Below are 21,614 nucleotides of genomic sequence, written 5' to 3'. Positions count from 1 at the left end.
TATCTGCTCTCTGTTTTTCGTCTGCTAGAAAACACGGTGATATAGCCAGCTAAAACACAGTGCCAAGCAGGTGCTAACCAGCGGTTATCGAGTTAGCTCTTCGGCATTGCCAAGCCGCGCGGCAGACCACGGTCATAAACAATATGAAGTTTGCGGGTGGGGCGCGTCATTGCCACGTAGAGATTGCCCGGTCCTTCATCCAGAATCTCCAGCGGCTCAACCATAATGACGTGGTCGTATTCCAGGCCTTTGGCGTAGACGGCGTCCACTAATTGAATGCGTGCAGAGGCATCGTGTCCCGCCGTATCGCGCGTCCACTGAGCAAGCGCCGGGTCGGAATCTAGAACATCCCTAAACTCGCGAACCCGCTTCTCGGGAACGATCACCCCGCAGGTTCCGCCGCCCGGACCGTAGATATCATCCATCTCTTCGCACGCGGATCGAATTGTCTCAACCGTGGCAGATTGCAGGTCGCTTCGCCCGCGCCTACCTGCCTGGCGATCCGCATCTGCTCGCCGTTCCGCGGCATGAGTGTGCGCCCCGCTCGAGGCCGCAATGATATCCAGGCAGTTTTCCGCATTACGCGCGGCGGTGACCGGACGGACGGGCGCGCCGTTGGCGGCTAGCGTCCGCGCCGCTGCGTCCAAGATCGTGGCGGGCGTGCGATAGGAAACCGTGAGGCGCTCTTCGCGCACCTGCGGCGCCAAACGGCCCACCAGTTCGCGCCATCCGCCCTCGGGCGCTCCCGCCGGGCGCTGGTCGAGGTCGCCAACAATCGTCATCGAGCGGGAGGGGTTGCGGCGAATAATCATTTCCCACTGCATGGGGGAAAGCTCTTGGGCTTCGTCAACCACCACGTGTCCGTAGGTCCAGGTGCGATCGCTGGCGGCACGGTCGGCGAGCGTTTCGGGGCCGGTGTTTACCTTCATGCGGTCAGCGAGCATTTGCGAGTTGACGATGCCTCCGCCCAGGCCCATCCCGGCTATAGCCTCGCGCGCGTAGCGCTCAATCTCGGCATCTTCGGCAAGTTGGGTGCGACGGCGTCGCATATCAATCTCAGAATCAAAAGGCCCCAAATATTCCGCGAGCTCGTCGAGAATAGCCACGTCGGCAACGGTCCACCCCGCGCCCGGTTCGCGATAGAGCAAAGCGCGCTCGCGCTGTGTGAGCTCGGGCGCGACTCGTTCCAGGAGCTGCGGGCGCTTATAGAGCCGCTCAAGTAGGGTTTCGGCCGAGGAAGGTAGCCAATGCAAATTGATCTCCCGGCGCGCGTCCACAGAGGCGGCGACGTCGGCGATAATCCATTGATTATCCGCCAACTCGAGTTCTTGCGCGGCGGCGATCTGTTCGGCGAGCAGGGTGACCAACTGTTTGGCGTAAATATCGCGCGCCTGGTTGTGAGTGCGCGCCTCGCTGCGGCGCGCTCGGCGCTGGGCACTGGCCACATCGCGGGGATGCAAACGCACATCCACGCCGGAAATGCGGAGCCTCACCACCTGCTCCAACGGCTTTTCCAGGATGTCGGTGACGGCTCGTTGCGCGATGGCGCGCCACACCAGGCGGCCTTTAATCTCCGCGATTTCCGCGCTTTCCACATTCGTGGCGCTTATGCCCGGCAAAAGCCCGCCCATGGTGGAGGAGACCACGTCGGATTCGCCCAGTGAGGGCAAAACCTGATCGATATAGCGCAAAAACACAGGCGAGGGGCCAATCACCAAAACGCCCGAGCGTGAAAGCTGATTGCGCAGGGTGTAGAGCAGATAGGCCGCCCGATGGAGGGCCACCGCGGTTTTACCCGTCCCGGGCCCGCCCTGGACCACCAAAATCCCCTGCGGATCCGCGCGGATAATACTGTCTTGCTCGGCTTGGATCGTGGCGACGATATCGCCCATTTTGCCGTCGCGAGCCTGGTTCATGGCGGCCATCAGCGCGCCTTCGCCAGTGAGGTTGAGATCCTCTTCATTTGCCGCGCTGGCCTGCGCATCGAGAAGCTCGTCCTCAATACCGGTGACGGTTCTACGTTCGGTTTGAATGTGGCGACGGCGCTTCACGGCTCCCGGATTGGCGGCGGTTGCCCGATAAAACGGTTCGGACTGCGGCGCGCGCCAATCGAGTAAAACAATGTTGTGGTTCGCGTCTTTGAGCCCAATTCGTCCGATATGTTCGGGCGGGCGCTCGTTGGAAAAATCGAGGCGGCCCAAAACAAGCCGGTGCTCGACATTGCGCAGGCGCTGCAGGTTGTCTTCGTAGTGAGTGGCGAAGGAATCGCGCTCGCTCATTTCGCCGGCGGATTCTTGGCCGGTCTGGGAACGTACACGCGAGAGTCGGCGCGAGTAGGCGTCGCGATGGTGGTCGAGTGCCGCGTAGGCGACGTCGACGTAACTCTGCTCTTCCCCTATTGCTCGCTCGCGGGGCGATTGCTCACGCTCTGCCACTAACCGAACTCCTCACAGCGCTGATCGCGGAAAACGACAAGCAATTATCGCGGAAAAATCACCTACTCGCAGTGTCAAATACCACCGCGCGGCCCGGATCGTCTCACAGCGCAAAACAAATGCCTGCTCAGCGAGGGAAATACTCGGTGGGGGAAATTTTGGGGGCGGTGCTGGCGTTCACGCTGTAGCGAGCGCGTCGGGCAGGAAAGTGCGTCGGAGACGTGTGAGAGGATGAATACTGTGCCGGCCCTGGGCGCGGCTAACGTGTGACTACACGGAAAGAATTGAGGAGGGACGAATATGGGTAGTTTCATTACCCCGAAGGCCGGTGATTTTCCGCCGCGGATTGACTCACTCATTCTTAATCTGACCGATCCGCTCAACGATTCGGGAGCCGTATCGGATTTGGTCCGTTCCGAGCTCTCGACTCTCGATGCCGTGCCGGTCGCCTCTATCGACGTCGACCCGCTACTGGATTATCGCGCCCAGCGCCCGCGAGTGAACTACCTCAATGGGGAGCTCGTGGGGATGTTTCGCCCCTCTATCGATCTTTATGTGGTGCGCGATATGGAAGGTAAACCATTCCTTCTTCTCACCGGCACCGAACCTGATTTTTACTGGGACACCTTCGCGGTAGATCTCCTCGACGTTCTCGATAGCTTCGGGGTTTCCCGTATCTTTTCCATTGGTTCGATTTCCGCGGGGCTTCCCCATACGCGCCAGCCCGATATGCTGGTGCGCTCTCACAACCGTGAAAGGGTGGCCCCGGCCCTCAACGCCAATGTGTGGTTCGCCGCCTCGTTCACGGATTTCTTTGAATACAACGTGGCGCAGTTCGGGGCTTCCTCGGTGACGATTACCGTGCGGGTGCCGGTTTACCTCACCGGTAATCGCTACGCGGCCGGCGCCGTTTCCGCGCTTTCGATGCTCGCCTCGGTTTCCGGGCTTTCTTTCCCGCTGGGAGACCTCGAGCTCGGGGTACGCGAGGAGAACGACATCCTGGCGGACATGATGAAGCAGAATGATCAGCTTCGCGAGATGGTTCGCGCGCTTGAGGACGAATACGACCAGGCCGACGGCGAACCGGGGTTTGTGCAAGCCCCCGCCGCTAATCACGCCGTCCCCAGCGCGGATGAGATTGGCCGGGCAGCCGAGCAGTTCCTGGCCCAATACGAGGCTTCGAAATATAAGAACGGTGCCAAGGATGCTAGCCGGGAGGCGCCATTGGCGCCGCTAGGCGGAATCGAGGAGAGGCTCGAGGAGTACCGGCGCGCTCGCGGTTTCAGCTCCGGGCCCGGGCCGCGGGTGGCGGCCGCAATTCGCGCCGATGCTTCTGGCCAGCCCGCCTCGGGCGGCGCGGAAAGCGGCCACGATTGCGTGCAGAGTAGCAAAGATGGCGGCGAAATCAGCCGAGATAGCGCCACGGCTACGGCAAGTGAGTACGGCGAAACCGGGCCGGGTCGTTCCGAAAGCGGTGAGGGCAACGGCGATCAGGAGCGTGGCGAATCACAATCCCCGCGTCGCAAGGGCCGCCACGCGGCGGACTAGGCTTCGCTTTGCCAACCCCCACCTGCGAGTCGTGCACGGGGAAGGTGGCACGCGCCCGCGCGGCCAGATCCTTCTGGTAAATCACCCGGGTAGGCATGGGCAGGCGGCGAATGGAGCGCTCGATTTCGGGTAGCGGAAGCTCACTATTCGACGCGACCAGCACAATATTCCCGAACCGGCGCCCGCGTAGAATTGCCGGATCGGTGACGGCACACAGATTTTCAAAGGATTCGAGCAAAGCGCCGGCCTCCTGACCCAGTTGCTCCAGGCCCGCCGAGGCCACCGAGTTGAGGAGATAGAGCCCACCGGGTGCCAGCGATTCGGAGGCTCGCCGGGCGGCTTCGACAGTGCGCAAAGGGCCGGGCACATCCAGATTGGTGAAGGCATCGCGGATAATCACATTCCAACTGGCCTTGGTGGTGTCGAGCGTGCGCCGGGCGTCGTCGACTCGAATTCTCAGGCGAGGGGAGGGCGGCAAGTCGAACCACTCGCGCGCGTAGGTGGCGAGCTTCGAATCAATTTCCACGGCGAGCTGGCGAGAATTGGGGCGCTGTGCATCAACCGCGCGCGCGAACGCGCAGGCCGCCGCGCCCAGGTGCAAAATTTTCAGCGAGTCGCGGGGTGGGAAGGCAGCGTCGAGGACGCACCTGAACTGCTGCATATACTCAAAATCCAAGAAGGACGGATCCGCAAGATCAATAGCGGAGGATTCCACCCCGGAAAGATAGAGAGTGACGAGCGAGGGACAGTCGCGATACCGCTCCAATTCGGCGATGGAAAAGTCAGTACGCACCGGTCCGTCGGGTAGTTTCGTCACGGCCATAAGCTTACCTCGCACCGCGGGCTCCACCGGGCTCACCCGGGTAGGTAGGGCCGCCCGGTTCGCGTGTCGGAGCGGTGCCGTATCCTACGAGAGGGCCACCGATTCCGCGGGCGAAGGAGGGGAGATGTCAAGGGGACCAAGGGTTCGCAGCGCGCGCCACTCGTGGGGCACCGATGATAGCGGCACCCCGATCCTCCACGTGGATATGGACGCGTTTTTTGTCTCCGTGGAGTTGCTTGATCATCCCGAGCTGCGTGGAAAGCCCGTAGCGGTGGGCGGCAAGGAGCGGGGCGTGGTGGCCGCGGCGTCCTATGAGGCGCGCGAATACGGCGTGAATTCCGCTATGCCGGTGGGGCAGGCATACAAGAAATGCCCACAATTGATTATGTTGCCCGTCCGCGGGGCGAAGTACCGGGACGTTTCGCGGCGAATTATGGCGATTTTACGAGACATCACTCCTCGGATTGAACAGGTTTCGGTTGATGAAGCCTTCCTCGACGTGGTTGGCGCTCGCAGAATTTTTGGTTCACCGGTTGAGATTGCGAAGCTCATTCGAAGGAGAATTCGCCAGCAAGAAAATGTTCCGGCTTCCATCGGTATTGCCGCTACCAAGCACGTGGCGAAAATTGCCTCCGCGCAGGCGAAGCCGGACGGCTGGATGCTTATTTCTGCGGATCAGACGCTCCCGTTCCTTCATTCACTTCCGGTGGGAGTGATGTGGGGAGTGGGTTCGCGCACGCTAGAAAAGCTGGACCGAGAAGGTGTTGCCACCGTCGGTGATATGGCGAATCTTGGCGAGGCGCGCCTGGTGCGCGTGCTCGGACGCGCGGCCGGTAGCCACCTTTATCGCCTGGCCATGGGGATTGACGAGCGGCCGGTGCAGACCGAGCGGGAGGAAAAATCGGTGGGCCGCGAAGAGACATTCTTTGAGCACGTGGCCGATCGGCAGTGCCTTCACGCCGTGCTCCTGGATCAAGCTCACGATTCAGCGCGGCGGCTGCGCGAGGCGCATTTGGCCGGCCGAACGGTCTCGATTAAGGTCCGTTTCGCGGATTTCACCACGATTACGCGCTCGGCGAGTTTCGATCAGCCAACCCAGGTGGCGCAGGATATTTACGACCGGGCGCGCGGCCTGCTGGATCGAATTGATATTCCCGATCCTGGCTTGCGTTTGCTGGGCTTGCGGGTGGAGCAGCTGGCGCCCGCGGGTGCCAATATTCAGCTCGCGTTCGACGACGACGCCCGCCGGCAGGATGCGGAGACGGCAATGGATGCCGTCGTCAAGAAATTCGGCAGTGGCGCGCTGGGGCCGGCGAGTCTCCTCAAGAAACCGGCTGACGAGCACCGGGGAGATCGCGGCGGGCCGAGCATTTAAGCGGCGCGTGGGCTAATCCTCTATGGCCTGGGCCCCGGTTCACGGTAGTATGAGACGAGATTTTCTGTAAGGAGGCCCCATGGCGCTGTCCGACTACGAGCGCAAGATGCTCGAGGAGCTCGAAGCACAGCTCGCGGATGAAGATCCGAACTTCGCGCGCAATATGAAACCCGCACCCGTCCATGAGACGGTTACCCGGCAGCTGTCGATCCGGCATCTGGTGCTCGGTCTCTTGGCGCTGGTGGGAGGGGTTGCGCTCCTTATTGGTGGAGTTGCGGCCAATATGCTGTGGATGTCCGCGATCGGCGTCGTCGTCATGTTTGGAGGAGTGTGGTACGCGCTGGCGGGGGTAACCACCGAAAAGGTTTCCGTCAGCTCCGGTGCCTCACCTAAGAAATCCCAGTCAGACGGCAAGAAGAAGGGTTTTATGGCCCGCCAAGCCGAGGAATGGGAAAAGCGCCGGCGCGATTTCGGAAACGGGCGCGGGCGTGACTAGCTAAAACGCGAGGCGGCGGTGCCGCCGCCAAAATATACAAAGAATGGCGAGGCTTATCGGCCTCGTCTTTTTTGTGCCCGCAAACGCGCCCGCAGTCGGATTTCATCTGCAAGATCACTCCACCCCAGAAAATCCCGAAATTCTGCTATTTTCTTGCCAGGACACGGCTAATTTGAGATGCTTGTGGAGCAAAGTGGAGTATTGTGGAGGAAGCGCCATAGGGAAGGGGGTGCGGGATGTTCCTTGGAACGTATGAGCCGAAGCTCGACGAGAAAGGGAGGATCATCCTGCCATCCAAGTTCCGCAACCAGCTCCAGGGTGGGTTGGTGATGACGCGCGGCCAGGAACATTGCATCTACGTGTTTCCAATCCAGGAATTCGAGCAGATGCAGGAAACCTTGGCCAAGGCTCCGCTCACGTCAAAGGAAGCGCGTTCGTATACGCGAGTCATGCTTTCTGGCGCCGTGGACGAGCTACCGGATAAGCAGGGGAGAATCACGATTCCCGCCATGCTCCGCAAGTACGCGGGGCTTGAGCGCGATTTGGCGGTGATTGGAACCGGAAACCGGGTTGAAATTTGGGACGCGGGGGCGTGGTCCGACTACTTGGACGAACAGGAGTCGGCGTTCGCTGATCGAGAGGACGAGGTCATTCCAGGCCTCTTCTAATCGTTGGCCGCGGCCAGCCGTACGGGAGAGGTTTCTTCCTCGGAGGGGATCTTCTTCGCGAGGGTCTGAGGCAATTCCCCAGCTTCAGAACATCGCGAAGGGGATCTTTCCCGAGGAATATACGCAGGAGGAACAGATGGGCGACCAGGAGGCACGCGCTGCCGATAACGCCTTGCACCAGCCGGTGCTTCCTGACGTATGCCTAGATTTGCTCGCTCCCGCATTCTCTGAGTTGGAGACCCCGGTGCTAATTGACTGCACGCTGGGAATGGGTGGGCATAGCGAGGCGGCTCTTGAGCGCTTTGAAAACCTCACCGTGATTGGCATCGATCGCGATCCCGAGGCCATTCGTCTGGCGCAAGAACGCCTGGCCCGGTTTGGCCAGCGCTTCATCCCCGTCAACGCTGTTTACGACGAGGTGGGGGACGTCGCCGCGGAACACGCGGGTGGAAAAGTAGATGGAATCCTGATGGATTTGGGAGTTTCCTCCCTGCAACTCGATAAAGCGCAACGAGGTTTCTCCTATGCGCACGACGCTCCGCTGGATATGCGGATGAACCAGAGCGCGGGGCGTACCGCGGCCGATCTTCTGGCCGAGGAGCCCGAGCACACCATCGCCCAAATTTTGAAGCGGTACGGGGAGGAAAAATTCGCCTCGCGGATCGCTAAAGCAATTGTGCGCCGGCGCGAAACCGAACCGCTGACCCGCACCGGTGAGCTGGTGGAGATAGTGCGGGAGTCGATTCCGGCTCCGGCTCGGCGCACCGGAGGTAATCCGGCGAAGCGGACTTTCCAAGCCCTGCGAGTGGCCGTTAACGACGAGTTAGGGAGCCTGGAAAAGGCGCTTCCGGCGGCAATTCACTCCTTGCGCGTGGGTGGCCGGATCGTTATCGAGTCCTATCAGTCTCTGGAAGACCGGCTCGTCAAACACGCGCTGGCGCAGGGGGCGACGTCGACCACGCCACCCGGCCTACCCGTTGAACTTGAAGACCATCAGCCCATTTTGCGTCTCCTCACCCGAGGAGCGCGAAAAGCAACAGCAGCCGAGATCGAAGCGAATTCTCGTTCGGCTTCCGTTCGCCTGCGCGCGGCGGAAAAAATCCGCGAAGGAGGTGCCCGGTGAGCCAACTAGCCCACAAAATGGAGGCAGCATCAAAGCAGGAGTCGGAGCGGCGGCGCGTCATTGACGGTCGGCCCCGTTTGACGGTGGTTCCCACCCCCGCACCCCGGCGCGGGTTCATGAGCACCGTCCTGCTGTGCGTGACGCTATTCTTCGGGTCATTTGCCACGGTGTTCGTTCTCAATACCTCCATGGTCGGAACCGCTTACGAAATTCGCTCGGTGCAGCAGCAGATGGCGGTGGCTTCGGCGCACGAGGCGGCGGTGAAAGATCAGGTTGTGGCGGCCTCAACCCCCGACGGTCTGCAGAAACGTGCCGAGGAGCTCGGGCTCGTACCGGCTACCAACGTGCAACACATTGATCTGGCCACCGGGCAGGTCGTGACTCCGTTCGCGAAGACGGAGGCTGGCCAGGTTGCCGAGCAGGCCGCTAAGGATGCATTCCACAAGGCCCAGGCGGCGACGGCGAATTAGCCTGGAAACGTGTGAAATCGCAAGGACGCGCCCCGGCGGGCGCTCCTCGCGGTAAAGTCTAGGCGGCGCGATGAAACAGATCTGGGAGGTGGCAGCGAATGGACGAAAGCCGTAATAACGGAGAATCCGCATCCAGCCGCCACCCGCGCCGCGACGGCAAACGTAACGGCAACAAAGACGGCAAGCAGAAATCACAACGATTTGACGTGCGCCGCGTTTTAGCCCGTAGACGGGCGAGTGCCAGCGGGGATACGGCGATGTTTCACAGCCGCACCAAGCTCCTCATTATCGCCTTTCTGCTCTGCATTGCCCTCCTGGCAGTCAGACTTTTCGATCTGCAGTTCTTGCGTAGCGACGGGCTAGCAGCCTCCGCCGATGCTTTCCGCACCCGCACCTATACCCTGCACGCCGAGCGCGGCGATATAAAGGATTCATCGGGATCGGTGCTTGCTACGTCGGTCGAGCGCTACAACGTGGGCGTCAACCAAAAACTTATTGGTGAATATGTGCACTACAAGACCGACGAGGACGGTCACCTTATTCGCGATGCGGCCGGCGATCCGGTCGTGGCGGGAACCGGCGCGGCTGAGGCGGCGAAGGTGCTGGCCCCGATTCTGGGGCTCGATCGCGCCCAGCTGGGCGGCACGCTACTGGGCGGGGAAGAAAAAACCACCTTCGCCTATATCGCCAAAGATATTTCCCCCGAAACCTGGCGCACGATTTCCGCGCTACAGATCCCGGGGATTGAACCCGAGCAGTACATGAAGCGGGATTATCCCAATGGGCCGGTGGCCGGGAACATTATTGGCTACGTGGGCGAGACGGCGCAAAACCCGAATGCGGTAGGCCAGGCCGGCATTGAGCGCAGTCAGGAAGATGTCTTGGCCGGGGTGGACGGTTCGTACACCGTGCAAACGGCCGGGGGCGGCGCCGTCGTACCCAATGGAACCGCGAACCGAGTTGAGCCCGTCAATGGGCGCGACGTGCGGCTCACCATTGATCGGGATTTGCAAAACTCCCTGATGGAGGCGCTCGATCGATCTGTTGCCGCCAATAGTGCGCAGTGGGGCTCCGCCGTCGTCATTGAAATCGGCACCGGACGCGTACTGGCGCTGGCGGACTCTAATTCCCCCGATCCTTCGAATTTGAAGGAAACCGACCCGTCCAACTGGGGCTCGCGCGCGGTGCAGGCGCCGGTAGAACCGGGTTCGACGGGAAAGATTCCGACCTTCTCCGCCGCAATCGATCAAGGCGCCGTCAACCCGCTCACCACTTTTACGGTGCCCGATCGGATCACCATGCCCAACGGGGAAACGATTTCGGACAACGATCCGCACTCCACCCAGGGGATGACGGTTGCCGGCATTATGGCGCTTTCGTACAACACCGGGCTCATTCAGATTGGTGATACGGTGCAGGATTCCACGCGCTATGGCTATATGCGCGCATTTGGAATTGGTAGCCCCACCGGTATTGAGCTTCCCGCGGAGTCAGCGGGCATTCTGCGCGACCCGTCCACCTGGGATAACCGCACCCGCTACACCACCATGTTCGGTCAGGGCTGGGCGGCCACCACCTTGCAGATGGGGCAGATTGCCGCAACCATCGGCAACGGCGGAGTGTATATGCCGATCCACATTATTGACTCGGTAACTGATGAGCACGGCAACGAGGTGGCCACGGTTCCCGGCGAGTCACATCGGGTGATTTCCGAAGAGTCGGCGCAGACCATGCTCAACATGATGCAGGGCGTCACGCAACCCGGCTCCACGGGCTGGATGGCGCGCGTGGAAGGCTACAACGTGGCGGGCAAAACGGGTACCGCTCAGGTACCCGACAAAAACGGCAACCTCACCAGGCGCGTGGGTACCTTCATTGGCGTTGTGCCGGCGGAAAATCCGCAAATTGCGATTGCCGTGACCGTTTATGGCGGCGCGGGAGCTGGCTACGGCGGCACCACCGCGGCACCGGTTTTCAAGGAAGTTACGGAATTCGCCACTCGCCAGCTCGGGATTCCACCCTCGGAGGTGCCGCTCTTCAAGTACCCGTGGTACCAGTGGGAAATGGGGAAGCAGAAATGATTCGATTGAGTGAAGCGGTGGAGGATCTACAGGTTCACGTCGTGCCGGAGGCAGATCCGCTTCTTTGTGGCGTCACCGCGAATTCTCGCCGGGTAGTTCCCGGTGATTTGTTTGCCGCGCTACCTGGAGAACACGTGCACGGCGCCAAATTCGCGGGTGCTGCGGTGGCAGCGGGCGCGGTGGCGATTCTTACCGACGCCGCTGGCCTGAAGCAGGCCGACGAGGCAGGGCTGGCCGAGACGTGCGTGGTGATGGATGATCCGGCGGCTGAGCTGGGACTCGTGGCGGCGCGTATTTATGGCGAGCCGGCGCGTTCCCTGCGCTCCTTCGGGGTGACGGGAACCAACGGTAAAACGACGACGGCGTACATCATTGACTACCTGCTACGCGCTCTGAAGCGGAAACCGGCACTGATTGGCACCGTCGAACTACGCCTCGCCGGGCGCACCGTTCCGGCCACCCTCACTACCCCCATGCCGGCGGACCTGCAGCGATTGCTTCGCGAGCACGCGGACTGGGGCGGAGACAGTTTGGTTATGGAGGTTTCCTCCCACGCCCTGGCGCAGGGACGCACGGATCCCATTTGCTTTTCGGTAGCCGGGTTCACCAACCTCACCCAAGATCACTTGGATTTCCATAAGACCATGGAGAATTACTACGCCGCCAAACGCTCCCTCTTTACGCCGGCGCGCTGCGCTCGCGGAGTTGTCTGTATCGACGACGCCTGGGGAGAGAAGCTGGTCGGAGAGGCGCAAGTTCCCGTCGTGGCGCTTCGGGTAAGCGAGGCGGCGCGCGGCGGGGGTGATGCGGCCGGCGCCGCGAATAGCGCGAGGGATACAGCCGGCTCTGGCAACACCGCGGGCGAGGGGAAGGCCGCGATTTTCGCGGGGGTACCGCTGTGGCGCGTGAGCGAGGTGCGGCCGGGAGTTCGCACCAGTTTTACGCTGCGTGCGCCGGGAGGCGAAGAAGCAAGCTTCAGCACCAACCTGCCGGGGTCATTTAATATCCAGAACCTTGCGCTGGCTCTCGTCATGGTGGCGGAATCCGGGGTTGAGCTGGGCGAACTTGCGCGCGCCACGAACGGGAAGATCGATCCGGTGGTACCTGGCCGGATGGAAGTTCTTTCAGATTATCCGCGCGTGATTGTGGATTTCGCGCATAATACGGCGGCGCTAGAAAATGCCATGGGAGCGCTTACCTCCACCACGCGCGGGCGCCTGATTGTGCTTACAGGCTCGGCCGGAGAGCGCGACGCCGATAAACGCCCCGCCATGGGCGAGGCAGTGGCAAAGGCGGCCGATTTGGTTTATATCACCGACGACGATCCACACGATGAGGATCCGGACGGGATTCGGCGCGATCTGCTTCGTGGAACTGCGCGGGGAACGGCGCGCGTTATTGAGATTGCGGACCGGCGCCAGGCTATTGCGCAAGCCATTGCGCAGGCGGCTCCAGACGATACCGTTTTGCTTGCCGGGCGCGGTCACGAAACGAAACAACCCATGCGCGGCGGTGAAGTTGATCTAGATGACAGGGTTGAAGCGCGCCGGGCCATAGCCGTGCGGCAAGAGGCTGAACAGGGCGGTACGCCGCGTGGAAAAGCCGAAAAAGTAGCGGAAGAAAAGCAGGGGGAGATCACCCGTGATTGAAATGACGCTCGAGCAAGTTGCTGCGGCAGCGGGCGGCCAACTGCGCGCCGCCGGCGGCGAGCGAGCTGTGGCGAGCGGGGTGGTGAGGGATACTCGGGAGATTGAGCCCGGATTTATCTTTGCCGCGCTTAAGGGTGCCCGAATTGACGGGTCTACCCTCGCCGGGCAGGCTATCGAAGCCGGTGCGGCGGGTATTTTGACCGCCGATCCCAAGGTGGCTGAGGCCGCCGGGGCGGACCCGAGCCGGATTATCGCCGTCGAGGATGTAACGGTTGCGCTGGGCAAACTCGCGCGGGAGAACCTGCGCATAGCGCGTGAGGTCAACCCCGATTTGCGGGTGGTCGCGGTGACCGGAAGCGTTGGCAAGACGACGACGAAAGACCTGCTGGCCGCGATATTGGCGCAGCGCGGGGAACTTGTGGCCCCGCCCGGCTCGCTCAATAACGAAATCGGCCTGCCGCTGACGGTTTTGCGGGTAGGACCAAAAACCGCGACCCTGGTAGCGGAGATGGGCGCGGACCGGATTGGGAATATCGCCTACCTGACCTCCATCGCGCCTCCGGACGTTGCCGTAGTTCTGGTTGTAGCGCGCGCTCACCTGGGCGTTTTTGGCGGTATTGAAAATGTGGCGCGGGCAAAATCCGAACTCGTCACCGGCCTTGCCACCGGCGGGATTGCCGTCCTCAATGCCGACGATCCGCGCGTTGGCGCCATGGCCCGCCTCACCGATGGGGAGGTGCTGACTTTCTCCGCGAGCGGGAAGGAAACCGCCTCTGTGCGCGCGGTTGATACCGAGGTCGACGCCGCCGACCGCGCTTCCTTCTGCCTGCATACGCCTAGTGGGGAGCGAGACGTCACGCTTGGGCTGGTGGGCCGCCACCAGGTGTCCAACGCGCTCGCTGCCGCGGCCGCAAGCCTGGCCCTGGGTGTTGATCTAGACGGGATCGAGGCGGGATTGGCACACGAAGCCGCTTCGCCGCATCGTATGGATGTGCGCAAGGGCAAATTCCTCGTGATTGATGATTCCTACAACGCCAATCCGGATTCCATGCGGGCCGGGATATCTGCCCTGGGGCGCCTGGGTAAAGGCCGCAGGAAAATCGCGGTGCTCGGCTCCATGCTCGAGCTCGGCGAACAATCAGCGACCGAGCATGCCGCGCTCGCCCCGGAGCTCAGCGAGGCGGGAGTGGACGTGCTTATTACGGTGGGTGAAGAGACCCGGCCGCTGGCAAGCGCGGCAAAGGATTTGGGTATTGATATTCACGAAGGTGGAGATACCGAGGGCGCACAGCGGGTGCTTCGCGGTATGCTCAAGGCCGGCGACGCCATCTTGCTCAAGGGCTCGAACGGCTCGGGGGTATGGAAGTTAGCTGATCAACTCATCAAGGAGGGGTAAATGCTCGCGCTACTCGTCGCATTCGCGGTCTCGCTTCTCGTAACGCTTCTCGGCACCCCCCTTTTCATCAAGTTCCTGGTGTCTCAGCACTTTGGTCAGTTCATTCGGCAAGACGGCCCCACCTCGCACCTCACCAAACGCGGTACGCCCACCATGGGCGGAGTCATGATTATCTTGGCGGTACTGCTCGGATACGCGGTGGCGAATGTGGCAACCGGGCGGGTGCCGGGCATCTCCGGCCTGCTCCTAATCTTCCTTATGGTTGGCATGGGCGCGGTGGGATTCGCCGACGACTTCACCAAAATCAGGAAGAAGCAATCGCTGGGGCTTACCCCCTGGGCAAAGATCGCCGGACTCGCGGTTGTTGGGGTCAGCTGGTCGATTTTAGTTCTTCTTTTCCCCGATGAGCACGGGCGAACTCCGGCTTCTACCTCTTTCTCCTTCGTGCGCGAGACCGGGTTTGACTTAGCTTTCGCGGGAGGTATTGGAGCCCTCATCCTGTTTGTTATCTGGGCGAACTTCCTCCTCACCGCCTGGTCTAACGCCGTCAACCTCACCGACGGACTCGACGGACTCGCCTCGGGTGCGAGCGCTATCGCGTTTGGTGCCTACACCGGGGTGGCTCTCTGGCAGTCCAACCACGCCTGCCTGGGAGTGGTGGACGCTGCGCCGGGTTGCTATACGGTGCGCGATCCGCGCGATATGGCGATTATTGCGGTGGCCGTAGTGGGAGCGGCGATTGGGTTCCTGTGGTGGAACACCAACCCCGCGCAAATCTTTATGGGGGATACCGGTTCCCTCGCGCTGGGCGGTACTTTCGCCGGCCTCTCGATTTTGACCCACACGCAGTTCTTGGCGATTTTGCTGGGCGGGCTTTTCCTGTTCGAAATTATCTCGGACGTCATCCAGATTTCGGCATTCAAACTAACCCGGAAACGGGTGTTCCGCATGGCACCCGTGCACCATCACTTTGAGCTCAAAGGATGGAATGAAATCACCGTCACCGTGCGTTTTTGGTTGATCCAGGCGCTGTGCGCCTGCCTAGGAGTTGGAGTCTTTTACGCCGAATGGTTGGCGATGCAGTAATGGATAATTCTCTTTTCCCCGTTGACACCCAATCCCTTTCAAACCCGGGAGCTGCAGAACTCGAGGATCGGCGCATCGCCGTCGTCGGTCTGGGCAAATCGGGCTTAGCCGCTATCGAGGCTCTCACCCGGATCACGGGAGCACAGGTCTCAGCGTGGGATTCCGATATCTCGAAACTCGCCTCGGTGACGGGCTACCCGCTCGCCACCGCAGGATCCGATGCCGACGCCGAGGAGCTGGCGGACAAGGTGTTACGCTGGCGGCCGGATATCATCATCCCGGCGCCGGCCATCCGCGAAACTTCTCCGCTCTTTACCTCCGCTCAGGCGGCGAATATTGAGCTCGCATCAGAAATTGAAATGGCGTGGCGTTTGCGCGCCGTCGATAGCGAGGGGCGCTGGGCACCCTGGCTGGCGGTCACCGGTACGAACGGAAAGACCACCACGGTCACCATGGCCGCCCATATTTTGGGGCAGGCGGGCCTGGGCGGACGCCCGGTGGGCAACGTAGGCAATCCGGCTATTACCGAATCGGTGCGCACCGACGCGGCATCTCCGCGCGCCCTCGCCCTGGAGCTTTCGAGCTTCCAGCTTCGCACCACCTCCACCGCCGAGCCGCACGCCGCGGTGTGCCTGAATATCGATGACGACCACCTGGAGTGGCATACCGATCGCGAATCGTATTGGCGAGCCAAATCGCGGGTGTATCACTCGGTGCGCGTAGCCGCCGTCTATCCGGTGGGGGACAAGAGCGTTCAAAACATGGTGGACGGGGCAGACGTGGTGGACGGTGCCCGCGCCATTGGCTATACCCAGGGGGTTCCCGAGGTGGGCCAGATCGGCGTGGTCGACGGCGTTGTGGTTGACCGGGCCTATGAAGATAACCGCTGGGAAGCTGCTACTGAGCTCTTTGAGCTCGCAGATCTGGCGCAACTGGCGCCGGGCGGCGGGTCGGTTCCCGGCCATATCCTCGCCGATGCCCTGGCGGCCACCGCGCTGACCCGCGCCATTGGGATTTCCCCCGAAAGCGTGCGTAGCGGCTTGCGTTCAATGGTTCCGGGCAAACACCGCATTGAGATCGTGGCGGAAAAAGATGGCGTGCGCTATATCGATGATTCCAAAGCAACGAACGCGCACGCGGCGCGGGCCTCACTTTTGGCCCAGGCCAACGGCACTGTGGTGTGGATTGCGGGAGGCCAGCCCAAGGGTGCGCATTTCGTGAACTTGGTGCGCGAGGTGGAATCTCGCCTGCGCGCGGTAGTGGTGATTGGTACGCAGCAAGCCGAATGGCATGAGGCCCTCGACTCCCTCGATATCCCGGTGCACTACGTTTCGCCGTCGGCCAGCCAGCCCATGCACGATGCGCTAGCCCAGGCACGCGCCCTCGCCCAACCGGGCGACACGGTGCTCCTCGCACCGGCGGCCGCGTCCATGGACCAGTTCAGTTCCTATGCGGACCGCGGGGAAGCATTCGCCCGCGAAATCTAGGAGTGAAAGGGTGGGGGAGCGCCCAGCGTTTCCCGTCGCGCCCGGCCAGGCGCGCCCGGCGGGGCGCTGGCCCGGCGCGCCGCCACTGAAACGAGGCGCCGGCTTGGCAGAATGAGCACGATCGCAAGGGGAGGAAATATGGCACGAGTTGATGAGAACGTGCGCAACGTGATGCGTCAGTCGCTCCTCACCCTGGGAATTTCCACCGCCATTTTGACGGTCCTCGGTTTGATTATGGTCTTTTCCGCGGTTACCCCGGGCGCGGTGCGAAGCGCCTACGCGGGAGCGAGCAACACATTCCGCGGCGTGTATATGCAGATTTTCTACGCCTTGGTGGGCGTGGTTCTGGCCTGGATGGTTTCGAAGCTCCCGCTGGGGCTGTACCGCCACCGCGCCAAATGGATCTTCGGGCTGGGCATGGCTCTGCAATTGGCGGTTTTCACCCCGCTCGGCGTCACCGTGGCTGGAAACCGTAACTGGGTGGAATTTGGCCCGGTGCGCATTCAGCCCTCCGAATTCCTCAAGCTCGCCATGATCGTTATGCTCGCCACCGCGCTTTTGCAAATCCGCAAGAAACTGGCCGGCGATATCCGCGAGTGGTTCGTTCCCATCGGTATCTTCCTCGCCGCGGTGGGCCTGGTGGTGATTGGGCGCGATATGGGAACCGCGCTTATTTTTGCGCTTATTGCCGCCGGGATGTTTTGGCAGGCGGGATTCCCGCTTCGCTTCTTCGGTTGGGCCGGCGCCTCCGGCGCCGTGGGCGCGGCCGCCCTGGTAGCGATCAGCCCCTCGCGTTTGGCGCGCGTGGAGGATTTCTTCCAAAACATCTTCACCATGCCCAGTGGCGGCACCCCGTCCCAATCCGATTACGCCCTGTGGGCATTTGGGTCGGGCGGCCTGAGCGGTTCGGGCTTGGGCACGGGCATCGAGAAATGGCCCGGAAACCTCGCCGAGGCCCAAACCGACTTTATCTTCGCCGTCGTCGGTGAAGAACTCGGATTCTTCGGATGCGCCGTCGTCATTATTATGTTCGTGCTCCTGGGCATCTCACTCATCCGCATTTGCCTGTACCACCCCTCTCGCTTCGGCCGCCTCGTCACCGGTGGCATCGCGCTGTGGCTGTGCGGGCAAGCGGTGGCGAACATGATGGTTGTAACATCGCTTTTACCGGTCTTCGGTGTTCCCCTGCCGTTTATGAGCCAGGGCGGATCATCGATTATTTCCTGTTTACTTGCCGTGGGGCTGGCGGCTTCCGCGGCGCTCTCGGTGGACGGCGTGCGGGATTCATTCCAGCAACGCGGGTCCTTGGCAAAGCGAGTGAAGGCAGTGGTGAGGAGAGGATAGTGGAGCAGCTTCGTGTTCTATTAGCGGGCGGGGGCACCGCCGGTCATGTGAACCCCCTGTTGGCCACCGCCAACGAACTTCGCGCCCGCGGCCACGAGGTAACCGTGGTGGGCACCAAAGAAGGCATGGAGGCAGAATTCGTGCCGGAAGCCGGCTTTGAGCTGGAGGTTATTCCGCGCGTCCCCTTCCCGCGCCGCCCCAATTTGGAGGCGCTTCGCTTCCCGGTGCGTTTTCCGCGGGCGGTCAAGAAAAGCGAGGAGATTTTGCGCCGGACTGGTGCCCAGGTTGCGGTGGGTTTTGGTGGTTACGCGTCGACGCCGATTTACCAGGCCGCCTCCAAGCTGGGCATCCCGGTGGTTATCCACGAGCAGAACGCCCTGCCCGGAATGGCCAATAAGTTCGGTGCGCGCAAGGCGGCAGCCGTTGCTCTCACCTTCCCGTCTACTCCGCTGCGGGCGCGGCGCGGGCAAACCGTGACCGTCGGCTTGCCGTTGCGGGAGGCTGTGGCTGATTTAGCGCGCGATTTAGACCGGCCGTCGCGCCGGCGGGTGGCTGCAGCCCAGCTCGGGCTCGACCCCGAGCTTCCCACGCTGCTGGTAACTGGCGGCTCGCTGGGAGCTCAGCACGTCAACGAGGTGCTGGCAGAAGCGGCTAAAGACATTGATGGTCTGGGAGTGCAGGTGCTCCATCTGACCGGCAAAGGCAAAGACGAACCCGTTCGCGCCGCAACTCATGCTCTGACGCATTATCACGTGCTCGATTACCTCAACGAGATGGATCGCGCCTACGCGGCGGCGGACCTGGTTATTTGCCGCGCCGGAGCCGGAACCGTGGCGGAGGTGTCCGCCCTGGGTGTGCCCGCAATTTTCGTACCGTTGGCCGTCGGCAACGGCGAACAAGCAAAAAACGCCGCCGATGTGGTGGCAGCTGGCGGCGCAATGCTGGTGGAAAACGATGAATTCGATTCCCGCGCCGCGCGCATTGCCGCTGAACTCACCAAGAATCCGCAACGCCTGAGCGAAATGTCAGAAGCCTCCCGGCAAGTCAGCCCGCCGGACGGCGCCGCCCGGCTGGCGGACCTCATCGAGAACGTGGGGGAGCAGGCACGGTGAACTTCCATCTCATTGGCATTGGCGGAGCGGGAATGTCCGTGGTCGCGGCGCTTTTGCTTGCCGAAGGCCACGAGGTTTCCGGTTCTGACGCTAAGGAATCAGCAAATACGCGCGATCTTGAGCGCGCCGGCGCGAAGATTTTTATTGGCCAGGCGGCCGGTAACGTTCCCGCGAACGCGATCGTCGTCCATTCCACCGCCATTAGGCCGGAAAACCCGGAACTACGCATCGCGCGCGAGCGTGGCCAGAAAATCCTGCATCGTTCCCAGGCGCTGGCCTTTGCCGCCGGGGAGCGGGATTTCATTGGGGTCGCCGGGGCGCACGGCAAAACCACCACCTCTGCCATGCTGGCGGTGGCCCTGCAAGAAGCCGGGGCCGATCCCTCCTGGGCAATTGGCGGGAGCGTTCGCGACCACGGGAGCGGCGGACATTTGGGAGCCGGCCGCGTGTTGGTTGCCGAAGCGGACGAATCCGACGCCTCCTTCCTCAATTACCATCCGCGCGTGGCCCTGGTGACCAATGTGGAGCCAGATCACCTCGACCATTACGGCACTCGCGAGGCTTTCGAAGCAGCTTTCGTCGAATTTGCTCACCGCATTGTTCCGGGAGGTTTGCTCGTAGTGTGTGCCGACGACGCCGGAGCTCGGCGCCTAGGAGAGCAAGCCGCGCGGGAGGGAATCCGCGTGGCTAGCTACGGTCGCGGCGAAGCCGTCAGCGGCGTAAGCCAGCACGCGCTATTGCGCGGCCACGGCAACTGCCAGGTGGAACTGACACCCGAGGTCGGGGCAGAATTTAGTTTGCGGGTGCCGGGAGCACATAACGAGCTCAATGCGGCAGGGGCCTGGCTTACCGGCGTCGACCTGGGAATCGACCCCGCGCAAATGGCGCGCGGGCTGGAATCTTTTACGGGGACGGGCCGCCGGTTTGAGCTACGCGGGCAGTGTGGCGGGGTTGAGGTTTACGATGACTACGCCCACCACCCCACCGAGGTAGCGGCTACTCTGCGGGCCGCGCGCGAAAAGACGAGCGGGGCGGTGCGCGTGCTTTTCCAGCCGCATCTGTACTCGCGAACGCGTAATTTTGCGGCGGAATTTGCGGAGGCCTTAGCCCTGGCCGATGAGGCGATTGTTACTAGCGTTTACGGGGCCCGCGAAGACCCCTTTGACGGGATCGAGGGGAACCTCATTACCAATCTCATGGACGGCGCCGCGGCGCAATTTATCGCTGACCGCCACCAGGCCGCCTGCACATTAGCCGACGCGGCCAACCCGGGCGATTTGCTACTCACCATGGGTGCGGGGGACGTGACAGAGCTGGGCCCGGAGGTCCTTGACCGTCTCGGCGCCCGTTTTGGAGCGCAGCGGTGAGGCAACCCAGCGAGAATCGCCGTCGAAACCTCAACCCGCGCGCGGTAGGCAGGCCCGCTAGTGGATCGAGGCTTCCGGACGCCGCGCAAAAGCGCGCAGAATCAGGTGAGGAGAATTCCTCGCGTGCGGGCGCAGAGGCGGCGCGCGAGGGCGCGAACGCTACGCGCCGGCACGCAAAATTACCGCGCAGACCCGGGAATTCTCAGCGCCGGCGCGCCAAAGGGAGCGAGGTTGAGCGGCGGGTATCACCTACCGCTCCCACCGCTCCGGTAACGTACGACGACGCCATTTTCGAAGTGGCGGATTTATCTGCCTCCAGCGCGCAAATGTTTTCGGGAGCTTCGGCTCGGACGGCTGGCTCAGCCCACGAAGCGGCCGATATTCAGGAGCGGCGCAAAGAGCGAAAAAACGAGAAACGACGGATGCGCCTCACGCGTCTGGCGCGGGTAGGAGGCGGGGCACTCGGAATCCTGCTGGTGGTTTGGGCGGTGTTCTTTAGCCCCCTCCTCGCGTTGCAGGCCGAAAAGATTACCGTCACCGGTGTCCCCGAGGGCGCGATCGTCACAAATGAGGAAGTGGCTGATGTTGCCGCGGCTTTTGCCGGTAGGCCCCTGACCCGAATTTCTGGCGCCGCGGTGGGGGATTACATTAGCTCGGTGATCCCCGAGGTCAGCCAGGTGCAGGTGGAGAAGAACTGGCCGCGCGGGATAGATATTCAAGTGCAGATGCGCGAAGCGGTTGTCTGCATGGGCGCGGGCGGAGAGTGTTCGCCGGTTGACCGTGAGGGTAACCCCCTGCGCGTTACGGAGGAAACGAAGGCCAGCCTGCCCCGAATTGGAGCCGCGCCGGGAGCCGGTGGGCAGGGAGTGGAAAACGCCCTGGAGGTTCTCAGCGCGCTCGATGCGGATATCCGCGCCCAAGTGGAAAGCGTGCAACTCGAGAATTCAAACCACGTTGTTCTGAAAATCGCGGGCGGGAAAACGGTCAAATGGGGAGACGCCTCAAGACCCCAGATGAAAGCCCAGGTTCTGCGGGTATTACTGGGGCAACCGGGCACGGTCTATGACATTTCCGAGCCCTCTGCGGCGGTGGTGAAGTAGCTCTCTGGCGAGCTGGCTACGCCCTTGATCTGCGGCCCCGCACCGTGTGATGTG

16 protein-coding genes and 1 pseudogene are annotated in these 21,614 nt (G+C 62.1%); 15 read left to right on the top strand and 2 right to left on the bottom strand.

The annotated features are described in order from the left end of the window. Positions 1-92 precede the first annotated feature (92 nt). Entirely contained in the window at positions 93-2,435 is a 2,343-nt protein-coding gene (locus BN2664_RS01075) for a HelD family protein (RefSeq protein ID WP_007000371.1), read from the bottom strand. A gap of 300 nt (positions 2,436-2,735) precedes the next feature. On the opposite strand from BN2664_RS01075, the pseudogene BN2664_RS09325 reads away from it, so the two are divergent. After that, positions 2,736-3,398: pseudogene (locus tag BN2664_RS09325) on the top strand (PAC2 family protein); the annotation flags it as partial. A 463-nt stretch (positions 3,399-3,861) separates the two neighbouring features. Here BN2664_RS09325 and BN2664_RS01070 read toward each other — a convergent pair. Further along, positions 3,862-4,806 carry a spermidine synthase gene (locus BN2664_RS01070; RefSeq protein WP_058120586.1) on the bottom strand — a complete coding sequence of 315 codons (945 nt, stop codon included), beginning with the start codon at positions 4,804-4,806 and terminating at the stop codon, positions 3,862-3,864. Between the two features lie 124 nt (positions 4,807-4,930). Here BN2664_RS01070 and dinB point away from each other — a divergent pair, with 124 nt between their 5' ends. The 14 genes from dinB to BN2664_RS01000 all read left to right on the top strand — a co-directional run bounded on the left by dinB (position 4,931) and on the right by BN2664_RS01000 (position 21,560). Then, the gene (gene dinB, locus BN2664_RS01065) at positions 4,931-6,181 is read left to right on the top strand and encodes a DNA polymerase IV (protein WP_007000368.1); all 1,251 of its coding nucleotides are present in this window, start codon (positions 4,931-4,933) and stop codon (positions 6,179-6,181) included. A gap of 79 nt (positions 6,182-6,260) precedes the next feature. Continuing rightward, positions 6,261-6,677, top strand: coding sequence for a DUF3040 domain-containing protein (locus BN2664_RS01060; protein ID WP_007000367.1), 417 nt, complete (start codon positions 6,261-6,263; stop codon positions 6,675-6,677). A gap of 236 nt (positions 6,678-6,913) precedes the next feature. After that, the gene (gene mraZ, locus BN2664_RS01055; RefSeq protein ID WP_007000366.1) at positions 6,914-7,345 is read left to right on the top strand and encodes a division/cell wall cluster transcriptional repressor MraZ; all 432 of its coding nucleotides are present in this window, start codon (positions 6,914-6,916) and stop codon (positions 7,343-7,345) included. A gap of 136 nt (positions 7,346-7,481) precedes the next feature. Beyond that, complete coding sequence (gene rsmH / locus BN2664_RS01050) at positions 7,482-8,468, top strand: 16S rRNA (cytosine(1402)-N(4))-methyltransferase RsmH (RefSeq protein ID WP_007000365.1); 987 nt, start codon at positions 7,482-7,484, stop codon at positions 8,466-8,468. After that, positions 8,465-8,938: a cell division protein FtsL gene (gene ftsL, locus BN2664_RS01045; RefSeq protein WP_007000364.1), complete on the top strand. Its 474-nt coding sequence runs from the start codon at positions 8,465-8,467 to the stop codon at positions 8,936-8,938. Before rsmH ends, ftsL begins: the two co-directional genes overlap by 4 nt. Positions 8,939-9,036: 98 nt before the next feature. Beyond that, positions 9,037-11,019 carry a peptidoglycan D,D-transpeptidase FtsI family protein gene (locus BN2664_RS01040; protein ID WP_007000363.1) on the top strand — a complete coding sequence of 661 codons (1,983 nt, stop codon included), beginning with the start codon at positions 9,037-9,039 and terminating at the stop codon, positions 11,017-11,019. Beyond that, the gene (locus BN2664_RS01035) at positions 11,016-12,668 is read left to right on the top strand and encodes a Mur ligase family protein (RefSeq protein ID WP_007000362.1); all 1,653 of its coding nucleotides are present in this window, start codon (positions 11,016-11,018) and stop codon (positions 12,666-12,668) included. The genes BN2664_RS01040 and BN2664_RS01035 overlap by 4 nt, the downstream gene beginning before the upstream one ends. 1 nt (position 12,669) lies before the next feature. After that, complete coding sequence (locus BN2664_RS01030) at positions 12,670-14,064, top strand: UDP-N-acetylmuramoyl-tripeptide--D-alanyl-D-alanine ligase (protein WP_155856515.1); 1,395 nt, start codon at positions 12,670-12,672, stop codon at positions 14,062-14,064. Further along, entirely contained in the window at positions 14,065-15,150 is a 1,086-nt protein-coding gene (mraY, locus tag BN2664_RS01025) for a phospho-N-acetylmuramoyl-pentapeptide-transferase (RefSeq protein WP_007000360.1), read from the top strand. After that, a complete protein-coding gene (gene murD, locus BN2664_RS01020; RefSeq protein ID WP_007000359.1) occupies positions 15,150-16,637 on the top strand; it encodes a UDP-N-acetylmuramoyl-L-alanine--D-glutamate ligase in 1,488 nt (495 codons plus the stop codon). Before mraY ends, murD begins: the two co-directional genes overlap by 1 nt. A gap of 138 nt (positions 16,638-16,775) precedes the next feature. Next, positions 16,776-17,981 (top strand): FtsW/RodA/SpoVE family cell cycle protein, encoded by a 1,206-nt coding sequence (locus BN2664_RS09320; RefSeq protein WP_007000358.1) that lies wholly within the window; start codon positions 16,776-16,778, stop codon positions 17,979-17,981. Further along, on the top strand, positions 17,981-19,093 hold the full coding sequence (murG, locus tag BN2664_RS01010; protein WP_007000357.1) for an undecaprenyldiphospho-muramoylpentapeptide beta-N-acetylglucosaminyltransferase: 1,113 nt from the start codon (positions 17,981-17,983) through the stop codon (positions 19,091-19,093). Before BN2664_RS09320 ends, murG begins: the two co-directional genes overlap by 1 nt. Continuing rightward, positions 19,090-20,460: a UDP-N-acetylmuramate--L-alanine ligase gene (gene murC / locus BN2664_RS01005; RefSeq protein WP_007000356.1), complete on the top strand. Its 1,371-nt coding sequence runs from the start codon at positions 19,090-19,092 to the stop codon at positions 20,458-20,460. Before murG ends, murC begins: the two co-directional genes overlap by 4 nt. After that, on the top strand, positions 20,457-21,560 hold the full coding sequence (locus BN2664_RS01000) for a cell division protein FtsQ/DivIB (RefSeq protein WP_007000355.1): 1,104 nt from the start codon (positions 20,457-20,459) through the stop codon (positions 21,558-21,560). Before murC ends, BN2664_RS01000 begins: the two co-directional genes overlap by 4 nt. Positions 21,561-21,614 lie beyond the last annotated feature (54 nt).

This window comes from Actinobaculum massiliense, assembly GCF_001457435.1.
In the GTDB taxonomy this organism is placed as follows: Bacteria; Actinomycetota; Actinomycetes; order Actinomycetales; family Actinomycetaceae; genus Actinobaculum; species Actinobaculum massiliense.
This window is presented reverse-complemented; position numbering and strand designations above follow the sequence as displayed.

Bases quoted from the DNA above. Each gene is read 5' to 3' on its own strand.
- BN2664_RS01070 (WP_058120586.1), bottom strand. From the start codon at position 4,806: ATGGCCGTGACGAAACTACCCGACGGACCGGTGCGTACTGACTTTTCC.
- dinB (WP_007000368.1), top strand. From the start codon at position 4,931: ATGTCAAGGGGACCAAGGGTTCGCAGCGCGCGCCACTCGTGGGGCACC.
- BN2664_RS01060 (WP_007000367.1), top strand. From the start codon at position 6,261: ATGGCGCTGTCCGACTACGAGCGCAAGATGCTCGAGGAGCTCGAAGCA.
- mraZ (WP_007000366.1), top strand. From the start codon at position 6,914: ATGTTCCTTGGAACGTATGAGCCGAAGCTCGACGAGAAAGGGAGGATC.
- rsmH (WP_007000365.1), top strand. From the start codon at position 7,482: ATGGGCGACCAGGAGGCACGCGCTGCCGATAACGCCTTGCACCAGCCG.
- BN2664_RS01040 (WP_007000363.1), top strand. From the start codon at position 9,037: ATGGACGAAAGCCGTAATAACGGAGAATCCGCATCCAGCCGCCACCCG.
- BN2664_RS01035 (WP_007000362.1), top strand. From the start codon at position 11,016: ATGATTCGATTGAGTGAAGCGGTGGAGGATCTACAGGTTCACGTCGTG.
- BN2664_RS01030 (WP_155856515.1), top strand. From the start codon at position 12,670: ATGACGCTCGAGCAAGTTGCTGCGGCAGCGGGCGGCCAACTGCGCGCC.
- mraY (WP_007000360.1), top strand. From the start codon at position 14,065: ATGCTCGCGCTACTCGTCGCATTCGCGGTCTCGCTTCTCGTAACGCTT.
- murD (WP_007000359.1), top strand. From the start codon at position 15,150: ATGGATAATTCTCTTTTCCCCGTTGACACCCAATCCCTTTCAAACCCG.
- BN2664_RS09320 (WP_007000358.1), top strand. From the start codon at position 16,776: ATGGCACGAGTTGATGAGAACGTGCGCAACGTGATGCGTCAGTCGCTC.